Origin of the sequence: Streptomyces sp. NPDC006140 (genome assembly GCF_040628815.1) — a bacterium.
GTDB lineage: Bacteria > Actinomycetota > Actinomycetes > Streptomycetales > Streptomycetaceae > Streptomyces.
The window spans coordinates 412,715-427,751 of the sequence record NZ_JBEXTS010000004.1; the positions used below are offsets into that span (position 1 = coordinate 412,715).

The 15,037-nt window shown below is 73.7% G+C and carries 14 protein-coding genes and 1 pseudogene; 6 read left to right on the forward strand and 9 right to left on the reverse strand.

The window, feature by feature from the left end; translation table 11 throughout:
• Window positions 1-17: 17 nt before the first annotated feature.
• From ABZ386_RS14505 to ABZ386_RS14525, 5 genes and pseudogenes are all read right to left on the reverse strand, one after another.
• Complete coding sequence (locus ABZ386_RS14505) at window positions 18-2,522, reverse strand: Hsp70 family protein (RefSeq protein WP_356615457.1); 2,505 nt, start codon at window positions 2,520-2,522, stop codon at window positions 18-20.
• A 22-nt stretch (window positions 2,523-2,544) separates the two neighbouring features.
• On the reverse strand, window positions 2,545-3,075 hold the full coding sequence (locus ABZ386_RS14510) for a hypothetical protein (protein WP_351334414.1): 531 nt from the start codon (window positions 3,073-3,075) through the stop codon (window positions 2,545-2,547).
• The gene (locus tag ABZ386_RS14515) at window positions 3,072-4,343 is read right to left on the reverse strand and encodes a hypothetical protein (protein WP_358964841.1); all 1,272 of its coding nucleotides are present in this window, start codon (window positions 4,341-4,343) and stop codon (window positions 3,072-3,074) included. The genes ABZ386_RS14510 and ABZ386_RS14515 overlap by 4 nt, the downstream gene beginning before the upstream one ends.
• On the reverse strand, window positions 4,340-5,428 hold the full coding sequence (locus tag ABZ386_RS14520; protein WP_358964842.1) for a serine/threonine-protein kinase: 1,089 nt from the start codon (window positions 5,426-5,428) through the stop codon (window positions 4,340-4,342). The genes ABZ386_RS14515 and ABZ386_RS14520 overlap by 4 nt, the downstream gene beginning before the upstream one ends.
• 141 nt (window positions 5,429-5,569) lie before the next feature.
• Window positions 5,570-5,641 (reverse strand): annotated as a pseudogene (locus ABZ386_RS14525) (DNA-binding response regulator); the annotation flags it as partial.
• Between the two features lie 227 nt (window positions 5,642-5,868).
• Here ABZ386_RS14525 and ABZ386_RS14530 point away from each other — a divergent pair.
• From ABZ386_RS14530 to ABZ386_RS14555, 6 genes are all read left to right on the forward strand, one after another.
• Complete coding sequence (locus ABZ386_RS14530; protein ID WP_351334408.1) at window positions 5,869-7,335, forward strand: Y4yA family PLP-dependent enzyme; 1,467 nt, start codon at window positions 5,869-5,871, stop codon at window positions 7,333-7,335.
• A complete protein-coding gene (locus tag ABZ386_RS14535) occupies window positions 7,332-8,651 on the forward strand; it encodes a pyridoxal-phosphate dependent enzyme (protein WP_355725841.1) in 1,320 nt (439 codons plus the stop codon). The genes ABZ386_RS14530 and ABZ386_RS14535 overlap by 4 nt, the downstream gene beginning before the upstream one ends.
• 5 nt (window positions 8,652-8,656) lie before the next feature.
• Window positions 8,657-9,853, forward strand: coding sequence for an aminotransferase class V-fold PLP-dependent enzyme (locus ABZ386_RS14540; protein ID WP_355725838.1), 1,197 nt, complete (start codon window positions 8,657-8,659; stop codon window positions 9,851-9,853).
• Between the two features lie 90 nt (window positions 9,854-9,943).
• A complete protein-coding gene (locus ABZ386_RS14545; RefSeq protein WP_351334401.1) occupies window positions 9,944-10,708 on the forward strand; it encodes a class I SAM-dependent methyltransferase in 765 nt (254 codons plus the stop codon).
• A gap of 147 nt (window positions 10,709-10,855) precedes the next feature.
• Window positions 10,856-11,155 carry a hypothetical protein gene (locus ABZ386_RS14550; protein ID WP_114255832.1) on the forward strand — a complete coding sequence of 100 codons (300 nt, stop codon included), beginning with the start codon at window positions 10,856-10,858 and terminating at the stop codon, window positions 11,153-11,155.
• A 64-nt stretch (window positions 11,156-11,219) separates the two neighbouring features.
• Entirely contained in the window at window positions 11,220-11,531 is a 312-nt protein-coding gene (locus ABZ386_RS14555) for a metalloregulator ArsR/SmtB family transcription factor (protein ID WP_114255831.1), read from the forward strand.
• A 6-nt stretch (window positions 11,532-11,537) separates the two neighbouring features.
• Here the strand turns inward: ABZ386_RS14555 and ABZ386_RS14560 are convergent, their stop codons facing one another.
• The 4 genes from ABZ386_RS14560 to ABZ386_RS14575 all read right to left on the reverse strand — a co-directional run bounded on the left by ABZ386_RS14560 (window position 11,538) and on the right by ABZ386_RS14575 (window position 15,030).
• Entirely contained in the window at window positions 11,538-12,191 is a 654-nt protein-coding gene (locus ABZ386_RS14560) for an ATP-binding cassette domain-containing protein (protein ID WP_351334397.1), read from the reverse strand.
• Window positions 12,184-13,110: an ABC transporter ATP-binding protein gene (locus ABZ386_RS14565; RefSeq protein ID WP_356500160.1), complete on the reverse strand. Its 927-nt coding sequence runs from the start codon at window positions 13,108-13,110 to the stop codon at window positions 12,184-12,186. The genes ABZ386_RS14560 and ABZ386_RS14565 overlap by 8 nt, the downstream gene beginning before the upstream one ends.
• Before the next feature lie 62 nt (window positions 13,111-13,172).
• On the reverse strand, window positions 13,173-14,072 hold the full coding sequence (locus ABZ386_RS14570) for an ABC transporter permease (protein WP_356499995.1): 900 nt from the start codon (window positions 14,070-14,072) through the stop codon (window positions 13,173-13,175).
• Window positions 14,062-15,030, reverse strand: coding sequence for an ABC transporter permease (locus ABZ386_RS14575; protein WP_355725624.1), 969 nt, complete (start codon window positions 15,028-15,030; stop codon window positions 14,062-14,064). The genes ABZ386_RS14570 and ABZ386_RS14575 overlap by 11 nt, the downstream gene beginning before the upstream one ends.
• Window positions 15,031-15,037 lie beyond the last annotated feature (7 nt).

Below are 15,037 nucleotides of genomic sequence, written 5' to 3' on the forward strand. Positions count from 1 at the left end.
CCTCCGGCCCGGGCCTCTCACCGGCTCTCCTGGACCCCGCCGATCCGCCGCTCCTCGGACACCCCGGGCGGGAGCAGGCGGCGAAGGCGCTGGTTGACGGCGGACAGGGCGGTGCGGTCGCCCGCGGCGACGGCCCGGCGGCCGTCGGCGATCGCCGCGTCCGCCTGGGCACGGGAGGTCATCTCGTCGCGCAGGTCGACCAGGGAGTGGAAGACGAGGAAGTCCCACTGGTCGCTGCGGCGGAGCAGGTCGACCTGGAAGTCGCGCACCCGGTCGGCGAGGCGGCGCAGCCCGGCCGGGGTGCCGTCCTCGCCGGCACTGGTCGCGCGGGTGCGCAGGCTCTCCAGTTCGCGGCGCTCGGCCGGCCCGCCGCCGACCTGCTCGATGAGGTCCTCGCAGCTGTTGAGGAGGTCCCACAGCTCGTGCTGGAGGCCGGGGATGTCGATGGCCTCCTCGACGTCGTCGAGCTGGGCCTCCAGATCGCGGATGCGCCGGTCGCTGGTGCCGGCCGCGCCCGTGTCGACGGCCGCCGCGTCGACCTCCTTGCGCAGGTGGGTGAGCGCCTTCTGGTCGGACAGTTCGTCGAGCCGGGACAGGGCCTGCTCGGAGTGGACGTCCTCGGCGCGTTCGCGCAGGGCGTGCGCGCGCTGCTCCAGGTCGTGCAGCCGGTCGGCGAGTTCGTCGTGCGTGGGCGCCACCAGCCGGGAGCGGTCGATGGTCGCCTCGAACTGCGCGTCGGCGACGGGGATGTCGGCGGTGACGGTGACTTCCCGGTTGGTGGCGTTGATCTCGAAGGTCACCTCGACGGGCGTCTGCGCCGGCAGGTCGAAGCGGATGTCCCGGGGCCGGATCTCCAGCAGGCCGACCCGGGTGTTGCGGTCGGCGCGGCGGCGCTCGCCCTCCAGCAGCGGGATGCGGATGACGGCCTCCGGCTGGGAGCGGCGCAGCGGGATGGAGGTCTCGAACGTCCTGGTGATCGAGGTCGGCAGGGCGGTGCCCTTGCGCAGCATCGGCGCGAAGGAGCCGTCGGCCTTGCCGATGCCGAGGGTGCTGGTGAGCACGGCGTCGCCGGGCAGGACCTGGGCGTGCGTGATCGACAGGGTGTCGGGGGCGAGGGTCTGCCGGGTGCCGGAGTCGTCGGAGAGTTCCACGGTGAAGTGGGACCGGGTGCCGGAGTCGATGGTCACCTCGGTGTAGAAGGCGCCGTCGGGGGTGAGGGTGGTGCGCGGTCCGCGGAAGGGCGGGCGGCCTTCGGGGTTGGTCAGGGTGACGGTGTAGCGGGTCCAGTCGGGGACGGCGGTGCCGCCGGTGACCCGGCCGGAGACGGGGATGCCGGTGGTCTCCAGCGACTGGGGTTCGTAGTGGAGTTCCACGGTGAACTCGCCCGGTGCCGCCGTGCGGGGCTTGCTCGGCGTGCGGACCGTGCGGGCGAAGACGGCCGCTCCGCGCGCGACGACGGTGGTGGGGTCCTGGGTGTGGTCGAGGGGGATGCCCAGGCCCTCGACGGGATCGGCCAGCAGTTCGCGCAGTCCCGGGGCGAGGGTGGCGCCGCCGACGAGCAGCAGCCGGTCGATGTGGTCGGGCCGCAGGGAGCTTTCGGCGAGGGCGTCCCGGCACAGTTTGACCGCCCGGGCGTAGAAGGGCTGCGCGAGGTCGTCGAGGGCGCCCCGGGTGAGGGTGTACTCGAAGGGCGCCGTACCGCCGTCGCCGTCGGCGAGGTCGAGGACGATGTCGTAGGAGCCGCGCCGGGACAGCTCGATCTTGGCGTCCTCGGCGGCCAGTTTGAGCTTGGCGAAGTTGGCCCGCCACCGGTGGTTGCGCCGGGCGAAGTCGGGCAGCCGGAGGTCGTTCCGGACGGCGGGGGCGAGGAGTTCCTCGACGATCGCCCAGTCGATGAGCTTGCCGCCCAGGTGCGGGTCGCCGGCGTGCTGGAGCAGTTGCAGTTCGCCGTCGCGCTTGCTCATCACGGCCGCGTCGAAGGTGCCCCCGCCCAGGTCGAACACCATCCAGTGGGTGGACTCCGAGGCGTCCTGCACGCCGTACGCGAAGGCCGCCGCGGTGGGTTCCTGGACCAGCGGGCAGTGCTCGCCGAGCCCGGCGAGGGCCGCGGCGGCGGAGGTGGCGCTGTTCTGGTGCAGCGCGAAGGAGGCGGGCACGGTGATCACCGCCGCCTCGGGCGGGCCGCCGGTGTCGTGTGCGGCGTCCTGGCGCAGGGACTTGAGGACCTCGGCGGAGAGCTGTTCGGGGGTGAGGGCCGTTCCGGCGCGGGCGAAGCGCCGCAGGGCGCCCGCCACGCCCATCTCCAGCTTGAACTCGGCGTGGGCGTCGTCGGGCTGGGTATCGGTGCGTTCCCGGGCGCGGCGGCCCACGTGGATCACGTCCGGCTTGGGCATCCACACGGCGGACGGGGTGTAGTCCCAGCCGTCGTTGTTCTTGATGACGCGCACGCCGTCGTCGTCCGCCACGGCGATGGCGCTGTTGGTGGTGCCGAGGTCGATACCGAAGTCGATGGTCTCGCGCATTTGCGGTCGTCTCCTTGGTCGTTCACATGCCGGGTGCGGGCCGGCCGACGACGACCTGCCCCATCTGGATCCGCTCGCCGCGGTAGTAGACGCTGGGCCGGAGGGTCTCCAGCACCACCTCGCGGGTCAGGCCCGGTTCGTCCTGGAAGGCGAGGACTTCGAGGGACTGGCCCGGGTCGAAGGGTTCGCCGTCGTGCTCCTGGATCTCCAGGCCGCCGTCGGCGAGGGCCTGCCGGCCGGCCTGGACGTAGCGCCGGACCTGCCTCAGGTCGGCGGCCGACAGGTCGCCGGCGCGCTGGTTCAGCTTGCGCTGGGCGCGCCAGAGGCCGGTGGCGGCGGCGAGCAGCGTGCCGGCGTCGGCCCCCTGCGCACGGTCCGCGGCGGGTTCCCCGGCCGTGGCGGTCCTGACGTCGTCGAGGACGGCCGTGACCCAGTCGGCCTGTCCGGTGTCGAGGAACGGCGGCGGGACGCGGAACTCGGGCGGGTGCCGCAACTGGCCGAGCGCGGCCCGCATCCGGCCGGTCCGGCCGCCCCGGCGGGAGTGGTGGCTCATGTTCTTCTCCGTCCGTTGCGCACGCCGTCCGCCAGCCACCACAGGAACCGCACGATGTACCCGACGACACCGAGGACGGCGACCCCGACGAAGAGCACGGGGAGGAAGCCGAAGGCCTCGATCAGGTAGGAGAGCGTGCCTCCGATGAAGGCGAGCACCAGGAGGAACCCGAACCAGGGGAACGGCTTCCTGGCCCGCGCGGGGTGGCGGCCGGTACCCGTGACGTGGTCGTAGATGGTCTCCCAGTTCTCCTTCAGCCCGGCCGAGTCGCGGTCGGGGCCGATCTCGTAGGCCTTCTCGGCGAGCCAGACCATCTCCTCGCGGCGGGAGGCGCTCGGCGGGCGGTACACGGAGACGCCGAGGAGTTCCACCGCGAGGTTGTTGAGCCCGACGGCGACGACGTGGGCGATCTCGTCGTACCGCCAGTCGGAGACGAACGGCCGGAGCGGGGCCAGGTCCTCGAAGCCGGGCACGACCCGGTCGCGCAGGAGCAGGAACGCCTCGCGGTAGTGGGCGGCCTCGCGTTCCCGCTCGGCCGTCAGCAGGTCGGCGTGGATCTTCTCGTACGCGTCCTCCACCGCGCGCTCGAACAGCTCGGCGAACAGGCCCGCGAAGGGCGGGAAGCCGGTCCAGGCCGAGCAGACCGGGGTCAGCCGGGCCGCGGTGGCGCGGTCGGCGAAGAGCTGTGGGAAGGGGGACACGAGCAGCTTGGGCAGGCCGGCCAGGAGGTCGTCGGCCGCGTCCTCGTCGAGCCGGGGGTCGCCGAGCGCCCGGATGCGGTGCCGCACGTGCTGGCGCAGCGCCCCGTCGGTGAGCAGGTGGCCCCAGGCGGACACCGCGTGCTCCCACGGGGAGGCCCGCATGTCGAGGGGCAGATCCAGGTCCCCCGTCTCCGCCCGCAGGGCCCTGGCGTGCAGCAGCACGGCGGAGTCGTGCAGTTCGTGCACGTCCGCGGGGCAGCCGCAGCCGGAGTCCGCGGAGCCCCACAGCCACAGCACCTCGTCGACCATGCGCCGGCGCGGGTCCTGGAGGCCCTCGAAGGCGGCGCGGACCTCGTCCTTGCCGTAGCCGCCGGCCGGGGCCATGTCCCGGGCTCCGGGCCAGCGGTCCTCGACGGCGAGGCGCGCCTCCAGTTTCTGCCGGTGCCGCCGCACGGCCGGCCCGCTCGCGTGGGTGGGCAGGCCGGTGACGGCGAAGGCGTTCCTGCGGTACAGCTGTGGGCCCGCCAGTTCCTCGAAGCGGTCGAACTCCCGCACCGGCGTGGTCACATGATCACCCCCCGGCGCCAGGTCATGAGCCGTGTCAGATGCCTCTCCCGCAGCTGCGGGTAGCGGCTGATGGTCTCCTCCAGCAGGTCGGCGGCCTCGCCGAGCTTCCCGGGCACCCGGGAGAGTGCGGTGGCCTCCCGCACCAGCGCGTCGGCGGATTCGGCCGGCTCGGCCGGGTCCGCCGGGCCGGGGCCGGGCGAGGGGCGCAGGCCGGCGGCGCGGTCGGCGACGGCACGGGCCGTGGCGGGCCGCTCGGCCGGGTCGATCCGCAGCATGTCGGTGACCAGCCGGTCCAGTTCGGGTCCCACGTCGTCGTTGAAGGCGCGGGGCGGCTGGAGCGGCCGGGTGAACCGCTCCAGGGAGAAGGACTGCACCGGGTCGCCGCCGTCGTAGGGGAAGTGCCCGGTGAGCAGGAAGTAGACGATGGTGCCGAGGGCCCAGACGTCCCCGGGGCAGCCGTAGCCCTTGCCGCGACGCAGCACCTCGGGTGGCATGTAGGCGACGGTGCCCTGGGCGCTGGCCGCCATGGTGCCGGGGTCGGTCTCCTTGGCGAGGCCGAAGTCGCTCACCTTCACGCGCAGCCCGGTCTCGTCGTAGCCGACGAGCACGTTGGCGAGGGACAGGTCGCGGTGGACGATCGGATGCGGGCGTTCATGGGCGACGGCGAGTCCCTCGGCGGCCTGCCGGAGCACGGCGGTCACCTCGCCGACGGGCACCACGCCCGCGTGGGATTCCATCAGCCGCTCCAGGCTGCCGCCCGCCACGTACTCCATGGTGATGTAGCCGCGCACGCCCTCGGAGGTCTGCACGGTGCCGGCGTCGAAGACCCGGATGATGTTGGGGTGTCCCAGGGTGGACAGGATCCGGGCCTCGTCGAGCATCCGGGACGTCGCCTCCAGCGAGGCCACGTGCTTGAACAGCTTCAGCGCCTGCCAGCCGAGGATGTGGTGCCGTACCCGGTACACCTCGGCGAAGGCGCCCTCCCCCAGCCGGCGGTCCACGACGAGTGCCGAGTTGATCCGCCGGCCCTGCCGGAGCAGGGCGCTGCCCACGCCCGTCGCCGTGTCCCGCGTGCCGTCGAGCACGTGCGCACGCACCTCCCCCCACTGGTGGAACCGCCCGCGACGACGCCGGTCCGGCGCGGCGGGCCGCGCCCTGCCGCGGCGCGGGCCGCCATGCTAGGAAGACCCCGCCGGGACCGGTCCCGGCGCCCGGGGCGCCTGACGGTCGGGCGCCTCCCCCACGACGTCGATGTCGCTCTGCGGGGACAGCAGCGCGGCGAATCCCGAGCGCACCATGTCCTGGTCGTCGACGACGAGCACCCGTACGGATGCCGCCGTCTCGCGCCCGGCGCGCGCCGCGGGTCCGGCCCGTGATCCGCTTCACACCCTCGCGAGGGCAGGCCTGGGCCTTACAGGGCGTAAAGCGACCGAAGAATGGATATGGGTCATACGGCGAAACGCGGGGAGTGTCCGACGTGCCCGGATGGACGGCGGACACGTCGGGCACAGGGGAAGGAGTGCGCATGGACGACCGGCCCTTGTATCTCGAACCGCGGCTGGAGCCACGGCTGAGGTCGCTCGTGGCGGCGCACGGCACGCTGCACTCGCTCACCGACGCGCTCGGCTCGCCCCTGCACGTGGTGGTGCCGGACCAGATCGCCGAGAACCTGGAGCGGTTCCGGTCCGTGTACCGCGCGCACCATCTGTCGGGGCAGGTCTTCTACGCCCACAAGGCCAACCGGTCCAGCGCGCTGCTGCGCCGGCTCGCCGCCACGGACGCGGGCGTGGACGTCGCGTCACTGGGCGAGTTGCAGCACGCGCTGGGGGCCGGTTTCACCGCCGACCGGATCACGGCCACGGGTCCGAAGAACCCCGAGTTCCTGTGGCTCGCGGCCCGTACGGGGGTCACGGTCGGCGTGGACTCCGCCGGCGAACTGGACCAACTCGCCGCGCTGGTCCGCAAGCACGCCCTCGCCCGGGTGCGGGTGCTGCTGCGGCTGTCGGGGTTCGAGGCGTCGGGGGTGAAGGTGCTGAGCCGGCGCAGCCGTTTCGGCACGCCCGTACGGGAGTTGGAGCGGCTGCTGGAGGCGGTCGAGCGGCACGGCGACGTGGTCGAGCCGACCGGGGCGGCCTTCCACCTGGACACGACGAGCGTCACGGAGAAGGCGACCGCCCTCGAAGGGTGCCTGGCCGCCCTGGAGTTGTGCCGGAGCCGGGGGCTGCGGCCCCGGGCCGTGGACGTGGGCGGCGGGTTCGGCGTCAGCTACCTCGCCGAGCGCGAGCAGTGGGAGGCGTACACGACCGGGCTCACGAACGCCGTGCTCGGCCGGCGCCCGCCGCTGACCTGGGGCGGGCACGGCTACGGGCTGCGCAACGAGTCCGGCACCCTGCGCGGGAGCCTCGGCCTCTACCCCGCCCACCGGTCCGTCGCCGGCGCGGCCTACTTGGACGAGCTGCTGGCCCAGCCCGCCCCCTCGCTGGGCGGCCGTCCGCTGGCCGCGCTGCTGCTGGAGCACCTGTACGACCTGTACACCGAGCCGGGCCGGGCCCTGCTGGACCAGTGCGGGCTGACGCTGGCGAAGGTGCTGGAGGTCCGCGACCAGGGGCCCGGTGAGGAACTGCTCGTGCGGCTGGCGGCGAAGGCGGACGACATCGCCCTGGAGGACCACGGCGTGCTGGTGGACCCGGTCGTCGTCCCCGCGAGGGGAGCCGGGCCCGGCGAGGGGCCCGTCGCCGTCCACCTCTTCGGCGGCCTGTGCCTGGAGACCGACCTGATCACCCGGCGCACGGTGTTCCTGCCGCGCCGCCCGGCCCCCGGCGACCTGCTGGCCTTCGCCAACACCGCCGGCTACGCCATGGACTTCCACGCCACCCGCGCCCAGCACCAGCCGGCCGCCCGCAAGGTCGCCGCCTGGCAGGACGGCGAGGAGTGGCGCTGGTGCCTGGACGACCAGTTCTGGCCGATCACGCCCTTGAGGGGAGCCCAGTGAGGTACGACAGCATCACCGAGGCGATAGGCAACACCCCTCTGGTGCGGATAGACCCAGCGGTGCACGGCCTGCGCAACATCGATCTGTACGCCAAGCTCGAAATGCTCAACCCCTTCGGCTCGGTCAAGGACCGGGCCGCCTGGAACATGGCCCGTCCGCTGCTGCCCGAGGCGGTCGAACAGGGCAGCCAGGTGGTGGAGTTGTCCAGCGGCAACACCGCGAAGGCCCTGGCGGTCGTCGCGGGCATGCACGGCCTGGGCTTCAAGAGCGTCACCAACCGGATGCGGGTCCCGGAGATCAAGGACCTCCTGCTGCTGCTCGGCGCGGAGATCGAGGAGTTGCCGGGCCAGAGCGAGTGCCTGGACCCGACCGCGACGGACGACCCGCTGACCCTGTTCCACCGGACCCTGTCGGCGTCCGGCGGCGCCTATCTGCACACCGACCAGTACTTCAACCCGCGCAACACCGAGGCCCATCTCACCGGCACCGGCCCGGAGATCGTCAAGGACCTGGACGGCCGGGTCCCGGACTGGTTCGTGGCCTGCGTGGGCACGGCCGGCTCCTCCACGGGCGTGGCCCGCGCGCTGCGGGAGGAGGACCCGTCGGTGCGGGTGGTCGGGCTGGTCGCGGCCAAGTCCGACTTCATCCCCGGGATCCGCACCATCGACGAGGTGCAGGAGGTCGGCCTGTTCGACCCGGAGACGTACGACACGATGGAGTCGGTGAGCGCCGACGAGGCGATCGAGGGCATGCTGACCCTGAACCGCCGCTGCGGCATCCTGGGCGGACCCACCGGAGGAGCCGCCTACTTCGGGGCGGTCCGCCATCTGCGGCCCCTGGACGAGGAGTTGACCGAGCGGCGGACGGCGGTGTTCATCGTCTGCGACCGCGTCGAGAGCTATCTGAGCTACGTCCGGCAGCGGCGGCCCGACCTGCTGGGCCGGCCGCCTCGGAAGAACTCGCCGGCCGACCTCTCGGCGGCGGAGGTCGGCCGGGCCCCGTCGGTCACGGTGGCCGAGGCCCGGCGCTGGATCGACACCGAGCAGCCGCTCGTGGTCGACCTGCGCAGTCCGTACGCGTACGCGGCGCTGCACATCGACGGGTCGGTCAACATCGTCGACGAGGTGTTCGCCGAACTCGTCCGAGGCGGCCTGCCGTTCAGCCGGAGCCGGCCGGTGCTGCTGGCGTGCCCGGTGGGCGAGCAGTCCGCCCGGTACGCGGCGCTGCTCACGCGGATGGGCCACCCGGACGTGCGCAGCCTCACCGGCGGCATCATCGCCTGGCGGGACGCGGGCGCGCCCCTGGTGCGGGACTGACCGCCATGACCGCACCCGTGACCGGCGACGACCTGCACCCGTGGCAGCAGGCGCTGCGCGCCCAGTTCCCCATCGTCACCCAGCACCCCGAGCTGGCCTACCTGGACAGCGCGGCCACGGCGCAGAAGCCGCAGGCCGTCCTGGACACCGTGCAGAGCTACCTCACGACGTCCAACGCCAATGCCGCGCGCGGCACCTATCCCTGGGCCAACCGGACCACGGAGCTGGTCGAGCGGACGCGTGAGCGCGTCGCCCGGTTCCTCGGGGACACCGAACCGGACCGCTCCGCCGTGCACTTCACCAGCGGCACGACCGAGGGGCTGCGCGTGATCGCCCGCGACTGGCTGCCGGGCTTCCTGCGCGACGGCGACGAGATCGTCGTGCCGGACGCCGACCACCAGGCCAACATCACGCCCTGGCTGGAGGCGCAGCAGCTGCTGGCCCGGCAGGGCGTGCACGTGCGGGTCGTGCCGATGCCGTATCAGAGCGGTTCCGGGGACTACGACCACCGGGCGCTGGCCGAACGGGCCGGGCCGCGCACGCGGTTCGTCGCCACCACCCATGTGCACCACGTGTACGGCGGCGACATGAACGTGCAGCGGATCCGCCGGGCCGTGGGCCCGGACGCGGTGATCTGTCTGGACGCGGCGCAGAGCGTGGGTCATCTGCCGGTCTCGGTGGCCGAGCTGGACGTCGACTTCGTGGTCTTCTCCGGGCACAAGGCCCTGGCCCTGCCGGGGTCGGGGGCGGTGTGGGCGCGGCAGGAGCGGGGCCCCGCGTTCGCGCCCGGCGGCTGGAGCGGCACCCCCAACACCGTGGGCATCGCCTCCCTGGAGGCGGCGTTGGACTGGCTGGACGCCGCCGGGGTCGAGCGCATCGAGCGCTGGACGGCCGACCTCGCCTCCCGGCTCACCGACGGGCTGCGCCGGCTGGACGCCTACGAGGTCCTCGGCTGCCCGCTCAGTCTGGCCGCCGACTCGACCGTGCAGCGGCGCCTGGGCATCGTGACGCTGCGGCACCGCGTGATCGACTCGGGGGATCTGGGCTTCATCCTGTTCAGCCACGGTTTCATGGTCCGCTCCGACCACCACTGCCAGGGCGACGCGGGCGAGAAGACCGGTTCGGTGCGGGTGAGTCTGCACGTGTACAACACCGTTGAGGAGGTCGACCGGTTGCTGTCCGTTCTCGCGTCACTCTCCTGACTCCACCCACTAGGCGTAATGAGAACCGTTTCCACCTGTAGGCTCGGAGGAGCAAGAACCAGGTGCGAGACGACGAGGTGGCGCGACCGGATGGGGCTGAGTCTGGCGACTGCGGAGCGATGGGTGGAGCGCTGGGAGCTCCAGCAGCAGCGGTACGCCGTCGACCGCGAGGAGCGGTTCACGGTGATCGCCGATGTCGTCGAACACGTCACGGCGGGCCGTGCGGCCCGGCCGCTCGTGGTCGACCTGGGCTGCGGGCCCGGCTCGCTCGCGGCCCGGCTGGTCAGGCGGCTGCCGGAGGCGGAGATCGTGGCGGTGGACCGGGACCCCCTCCTGCTGGAGCTGGGCCGCACCCACCACCCGGACGCGGCCCGTTACGTCGACGCGGAGATCGGCGCGCCGGGCTGGACCGGGGCGCTGGGTCTCGACCGGCCCCTGGACGCGGCCGTCTCCACGACGGCCCTGCACTACCTCGACCGGGACACCCTGCTGCGCACCTACCGGCAGCTCGCCGCGCTGCTGCGACCGGGCGGCGTCCTCGTCAACGGCGACCACCTCCCGCAGGACGAGACAGGCCCGGCCGGGATCGCCGCCCATGTCGGGCAGTGCCGGGCCGGCCGGCAGCGGGCGTTCGCCCATGAGGACTGGGGGTCCTGGTGGGCCGCCGTCGCGGACGACCCGGAACTGGCCGACCTCCTCGCCGAGCGCCGCGACCGCGAGGCGTCCCCCGACACCGGCAGCCCCGCCGAACTCCCCCTCTCCGCCCATCTGGACCTGCTCCGGCAGGCGGGCTTCCGCAAGGCGGGCCCGGTCTGGCAGTACGGCGACAGCTGTGTCGTCGTGGCGGTCCGCTAGCGCGGCGTTCACCCGTGCGCCCCCGCCGGATGGCGGGGCGCGGTGGGACCCCGGACAATACATGCAGGAATCGCTATATGTTAATGTCGCCATGCACGCCCCGGCCAAGGAACCGCGGGACGTCACGAGCACACGCAAGGAGCCCCCATGACCACCGCCGAGCACCTCACCCACCAGGACCACGCGCACACCCACGGCGACGACTGCGGCCACGTCGCCTTCCCCCACGGCGACCACACGGACTACGCCCACGACGGCCACATCCACCGGGTCCACGAGGACCACGTCGACGAGTGCGCGAACGGCGGCCACACGGTGCACCAGAACCACGACCACCAGCACGGCGACGACTGCGGCCACCTGGCCGTGCGCCACGGCGACCACACCGACTACGTCCACGACGGCCACCGGCACGCCGCCCACGAGGGACACTGGGACGACCACTGACGGGGATTCACCCCGGCAGGGCGGAACGGATTTGGAAATCGTTGTCATATGCTAATGTGTGCATATGACAACGACGCCCTCTCCCCCGACGGACGACCCGGACCGGACGCTGCAAGCGGCCAGTGAGCTGCTGCGCGCCCTGGCCTCGCCCGTACGGCTGGGCATCGTGCGCGAGTTGTCCGTCGGGGGGAAGTACGTCCACGAACTGGTGACGGCCCTGGGCGTGAGCCAGCCCCTCGTCTCCCAGCACCTGAGGGTGCTGCGCACCTCCCGGATCGTCACCGCCCGCCGTGAGGCCCGCGAGACGCGGTACACCCTCACCGACGACCACGTGGCGCACATCGTGCTGGACGCCATCCGGCACGCCCAGGAGTAGCCCGCCTCAGGACAGGCTGTCCCAGTGGACCGCGCGGTCGCACCAGCGCTCGAGCAGCGTGCGGTCGTGACCGACGGCCAGCAGGGCCGCGCCGGTCGCGGCCCGGTAGTCCTCGACGGCCGCCACCAGCGCGGCGGCCGTCGAGGCGTCGAGCATGGCGGTCATCTCGTCGCACACCAGCAGGCGGGGGCGCAGCACCAGGGCGCGGGCGAGGCAGGCGCGTTGCAGCTGGCCGTCGCTGACCTCGTGCGGCCGCCTGGTGAGCAGGTCCGGGGTGAGGCCGACGGCCGGGGCCAGCTCGGCGACGCGGTCCGGGACGTCCTTGCCGCGGCCGGTGGCCCGCAGGGGCTCGGCGATCAGGTCGGTGAGCGGCAGCCGGGGGTCCGCGGAGAGCCTGGCCTGCTGGAAGACGACCCCGAAGGCGGTGCGCAGCGCGCGCGGGGCGCGGTGGCGCCAGCGCCGTACGGGTTCGCCGTCGAGGAGCAGGGTGCCGGAGTCGGGCCGGTGCAGCAGCGCGGCGACGCGGGCCAGGGTGGACTTGCCGCAGCCGCTCGGGCCGAGCAGGCCGACGGACTCGCCCGCCGCCACGGCCAGGGAGACGCCCCGGACGACCGGGGCGTTCGCGGTGTATCCGGCGGTGATGGAGCGCAGTTCAAGCACGGACGTCCTCCGGCACGTGCGGGTGGTGGCAGGCGAGCGTGCCGGGCGGCGGCTGGGTGGCGCAGGTGTCGGTGGCCCGGTCGCAGCGGGCGGCGAAGGCGCAGCCCTCGGGGAGGTCGCCGAGTTCGGGCGGCATGCCGGGGATGGGCGTGAAGGCGCGGTCGGGCAGGGCCTGGAGCAGGCCGCGGCTGTAGGGGTGGCGGGGGCCGGGCGCGCCGAAGAAGGCGGTGGCGTCGGCGAGTTCGACGATCCGGCCCGCGTACATGACCGCGACCCGGTCGGCGACGCGTTCGGCGGCGGCCAGGTCGTGGGTGATCATCAGCAGGGCCCGTCCGCCGGGGTTCGCCGTGCTCGGTTCGTCGACGTGCCGCCGGAGTTCGTCGACCGTACGGTCCACCAGATCGCGGTCGAGTCCGGTGGTCGGCTCGTCGGCGAGCAGCAGGGGCGCGTCGCCGACCAGGGCGAGAGCGGTGGCGGCGCGCTGGGCGAGGCCGCCGGACAGCTCGTGGGGGTGGCGGTCGAGGTGGTCCGCGGGGAACGCGGCCCGTGCGGCGGCGGCCTCGGCGGCGGCGCGCAGGGCGGCGCGTGACCGGGTCGCGGTCAGCGCGGCGACGGTCTCCTCCAGTTGCGAGCGGACGGTGCGCACGGGCGTGAGATGGGCGGCCGGGCTCTGCGGCACGAGTCCGACGAGCCGGCCCCGTACGGTACGGGCGAGGGTCCGCTCGTCGGCGGCGAGCAGGTCCAGGTCGCCGAGCAGGGCCGAGCCGGCGGTCTGCGCGTTGCCGGGGAGCAGCCCGAGCAGGGCGGAGGCCAGCACGGACTTGCCGCAGCCGCTCTCCCCGATCAGCGCCAGGCACTCCCCCGCCGCCACGTCGAACCGGGCACCGGTGACGGCCGCGACCCGCCGCCCGCCGGGCATGAGGAACCGCACGGACAGGCCCCGGACGGACAGCACGGGAGCCGGGGGATCGATACCAGCGCTCACAGCATCAGCTCCGATCGGTGCCGGGGATGGAGCCGCTCCCGCCACGCCCCCGCGAGACCGGCGATGGCCAGGGTCGGGACGATGAGGAACAGGCCCGGGAAGAGGGTCGGCCACCACTGGCCGGCGAGCAGGGAGCCGCGGGCGGTCTGGATCAGGGTGCCGAGGCTCGCCGTGTGCGTGGGCAGTCCGAGGCCGAGGAAGGACAGCGCCGACTCGTGCCACATGGCGTGCGGCACCATCAGGACGGCCGCGAGGGCCGCTTGGGGAAGCACGGCGGGCAGCAGGTGCCGTACGGCCACCCGCCACCGGGACGCCCCGCCGGACACGGCGGCGTCGACGTACGGCCGCGACCGCAGCGACAGCACCTCGGCGCGGACGATCCGCGCGGTGGACAGCCAGTGGGTGAGCGCCACGGAGATCACCACGGGCCAGACCCCGGGCCGGAACATCGCGACGATGAAGATGCCGAGCAGCAGGTGCGGCACGGCGGAGAACGTGTCGACCACCCGCATCAGCGCACGGTCGGCCCAGCCGCCCAGGGCCCCGGCCGCCGCGCCCACGGCCGTGCCGACCAGGGTCGCCGTCAGCGCCGCGGCCACCCCGACGAGCAGCGACACGCGCAGTCCGTAGACGCAGCGCAGCAGCAGGTCGCGGCCGACGTCGTCGGTGCCGAAGGGGTGGGCCCACGAGGGCGGTCGCAGCTTGGCCGCGAGGTCGACGGCCTGCTGGTCGAGCTGGACCAGCGGCGGTACGAGCAGTACGGCCAGGACGGTCGCGGCCACCAGCACCGCGGAGGTGCGTACGCGCAGGGCGCGGGTGGAGCGGCGCTTCGGGCCGTACGACCGCCACTCGGTCGCCTCGGCGGCGCCTACGGGCGCCGGTGCGTCACATGTCACTGAGCTTCACCCTCGGGTCGAACAGTCCGTAGAGCAGGTCGGCGAGCAGGTTGCCGGCGAGGACGGCGGCGGTGGCCAGGGTCGTCAGGGCGGCGAGCAGCGGGAAGTCGACGGCGGTGGCCGCCTCGACGGTGGCCGCGGCGATGCCCGGCCAGCTGAAGACGCTCTCCACCAGCAGCGCCCCGGTGATGAGTTCGGGCACGCGGGAGCCGATGAGCGTGAGCACCGGCAGCAGCCCGGAGCGCAGGGCGTGCCCGAGCAGGACGGTGCGTTCGCTCAGGCCTCGCGCCCGGGCTCCGCGTACGGGGTCCTCGGCGAGGGCGTCGCCGACTCCCTGGCGCACGTACAGCGTGAACCACGGCAGTTGGGACACCGCGAGGACGCCCGCGGGCAGCACGAGGTGGCTGGTGACCTGCCCGAAGCTGACGTGTTCGCTGCCGGTGTCGGTCAGGCCGCCCGCCGGCAGGACGTCCCACTGGAGGGCGAACAGCCAGACGGCGAGCAGCGCGATCCAGAAGACCGGGGCCGCCTCCAGGGTGTAGGCGAGGGAGGTGACGGCGCGGTCGACGGCCGAGCCGGGGCGGCGGGCGGCGAGCACGCCGAGCAGCGTGCCCAGCAGCACGGCGACGGCGAAGGCGACCGCGCAGAGCAGCGCGGACCACACGAGCCGTTCGCCGATCACCTGGGCGACCGGCTGCCGCAGCACGGTGGAGTGGCCGAGGTCGCCGGTGAGCGCGGAGGTCAGCCAGTCCCACCAGCGGACGGCGAACGGCCGGTCCACGCCGAGGTTCTCGCGCAGCCGGTCCAGGGTCTCCTGGTCGGCGCCGAGCGCGGCGGTGCCGGCGTAGGCCTTGACGGGGTCGAAGGGGGAGGCGGCGGCGATGGCGAACACGCCGAACGTGACGACGAGCAGGACGGGGACGGCGAACAGCGCCCGCCGTCCCGCCAGCCGTGCCATCGCTCCC

Excerpts from the sequence above, each read along its gene's own strand:
- ABZ386_RS14510 (WP_351334414.1), bottom strand. The coding sequence starts at position 3,075 with ATGAGCCACCACTCCCGCCGGGGCGGCCGGACCGGCCGGATGCGGGCC.
- ABZ386_RS14555 (WP_114255831.1), top strand. The coding sequence starts at position 11,220 with ATGACAACGACGCCCTCTCCCCCGACGGACGACCCGGACCGGACGCTG.
- ABZ386_RS14530 (WP_351334408.1), top strand. The coding sequence starts at position 5,869 with ATGGACGACCGGCCCTTGTATCTCGAACCGCGGCTGGAGCCACGGCTG.
- ABZ386_RS14550 (WP_114255832.1), top strand. The coding sequence starts at position 10,856 with ATGACCACCGCCGAGCACCTCACCCACCAGGACCACGCGCACACCCAC.
- ABZ386_RS14575 (WP_355725624.1), bottom strand. The coding sequence starts at position 15,030 with ATGGCACGGCTGGCGGGACGGCGGGCGCTGTTCGCCGTCCCCGTCCTG.
- ABZ386_RS14545 (WP_351334401.1), top strand. The coding sequence starts at position 9,944 with ATGGGGCTGAGTCTGGCGACTGCGGAGCGATGGGTGGAGCGCTGGGAG.
- ABZ386_RS14565 (WP_356500160.1), bottom strand. The coding sequence starts at position 13,110 with ATGCCCGGCGGGCGGCGGGTCGCGGCCGTCACCGGTGCCCGGTTCGAC.
- ABZ386_RS14540 (WP_355725838.1), top strand. The coding sequence starts at position 8,657 with ATGACCGCACCCGTGACCGGCGACGACCTGCACCCGTGGCAGCAGGCG.
- ABZ386_RS14505 (WP_356615457.1), bottom strand. The coding sequence starts at position 2,522 with ATGCGCGAGACCATCGACTTCGGTATCGACCTCGGCACCACCAACAGC.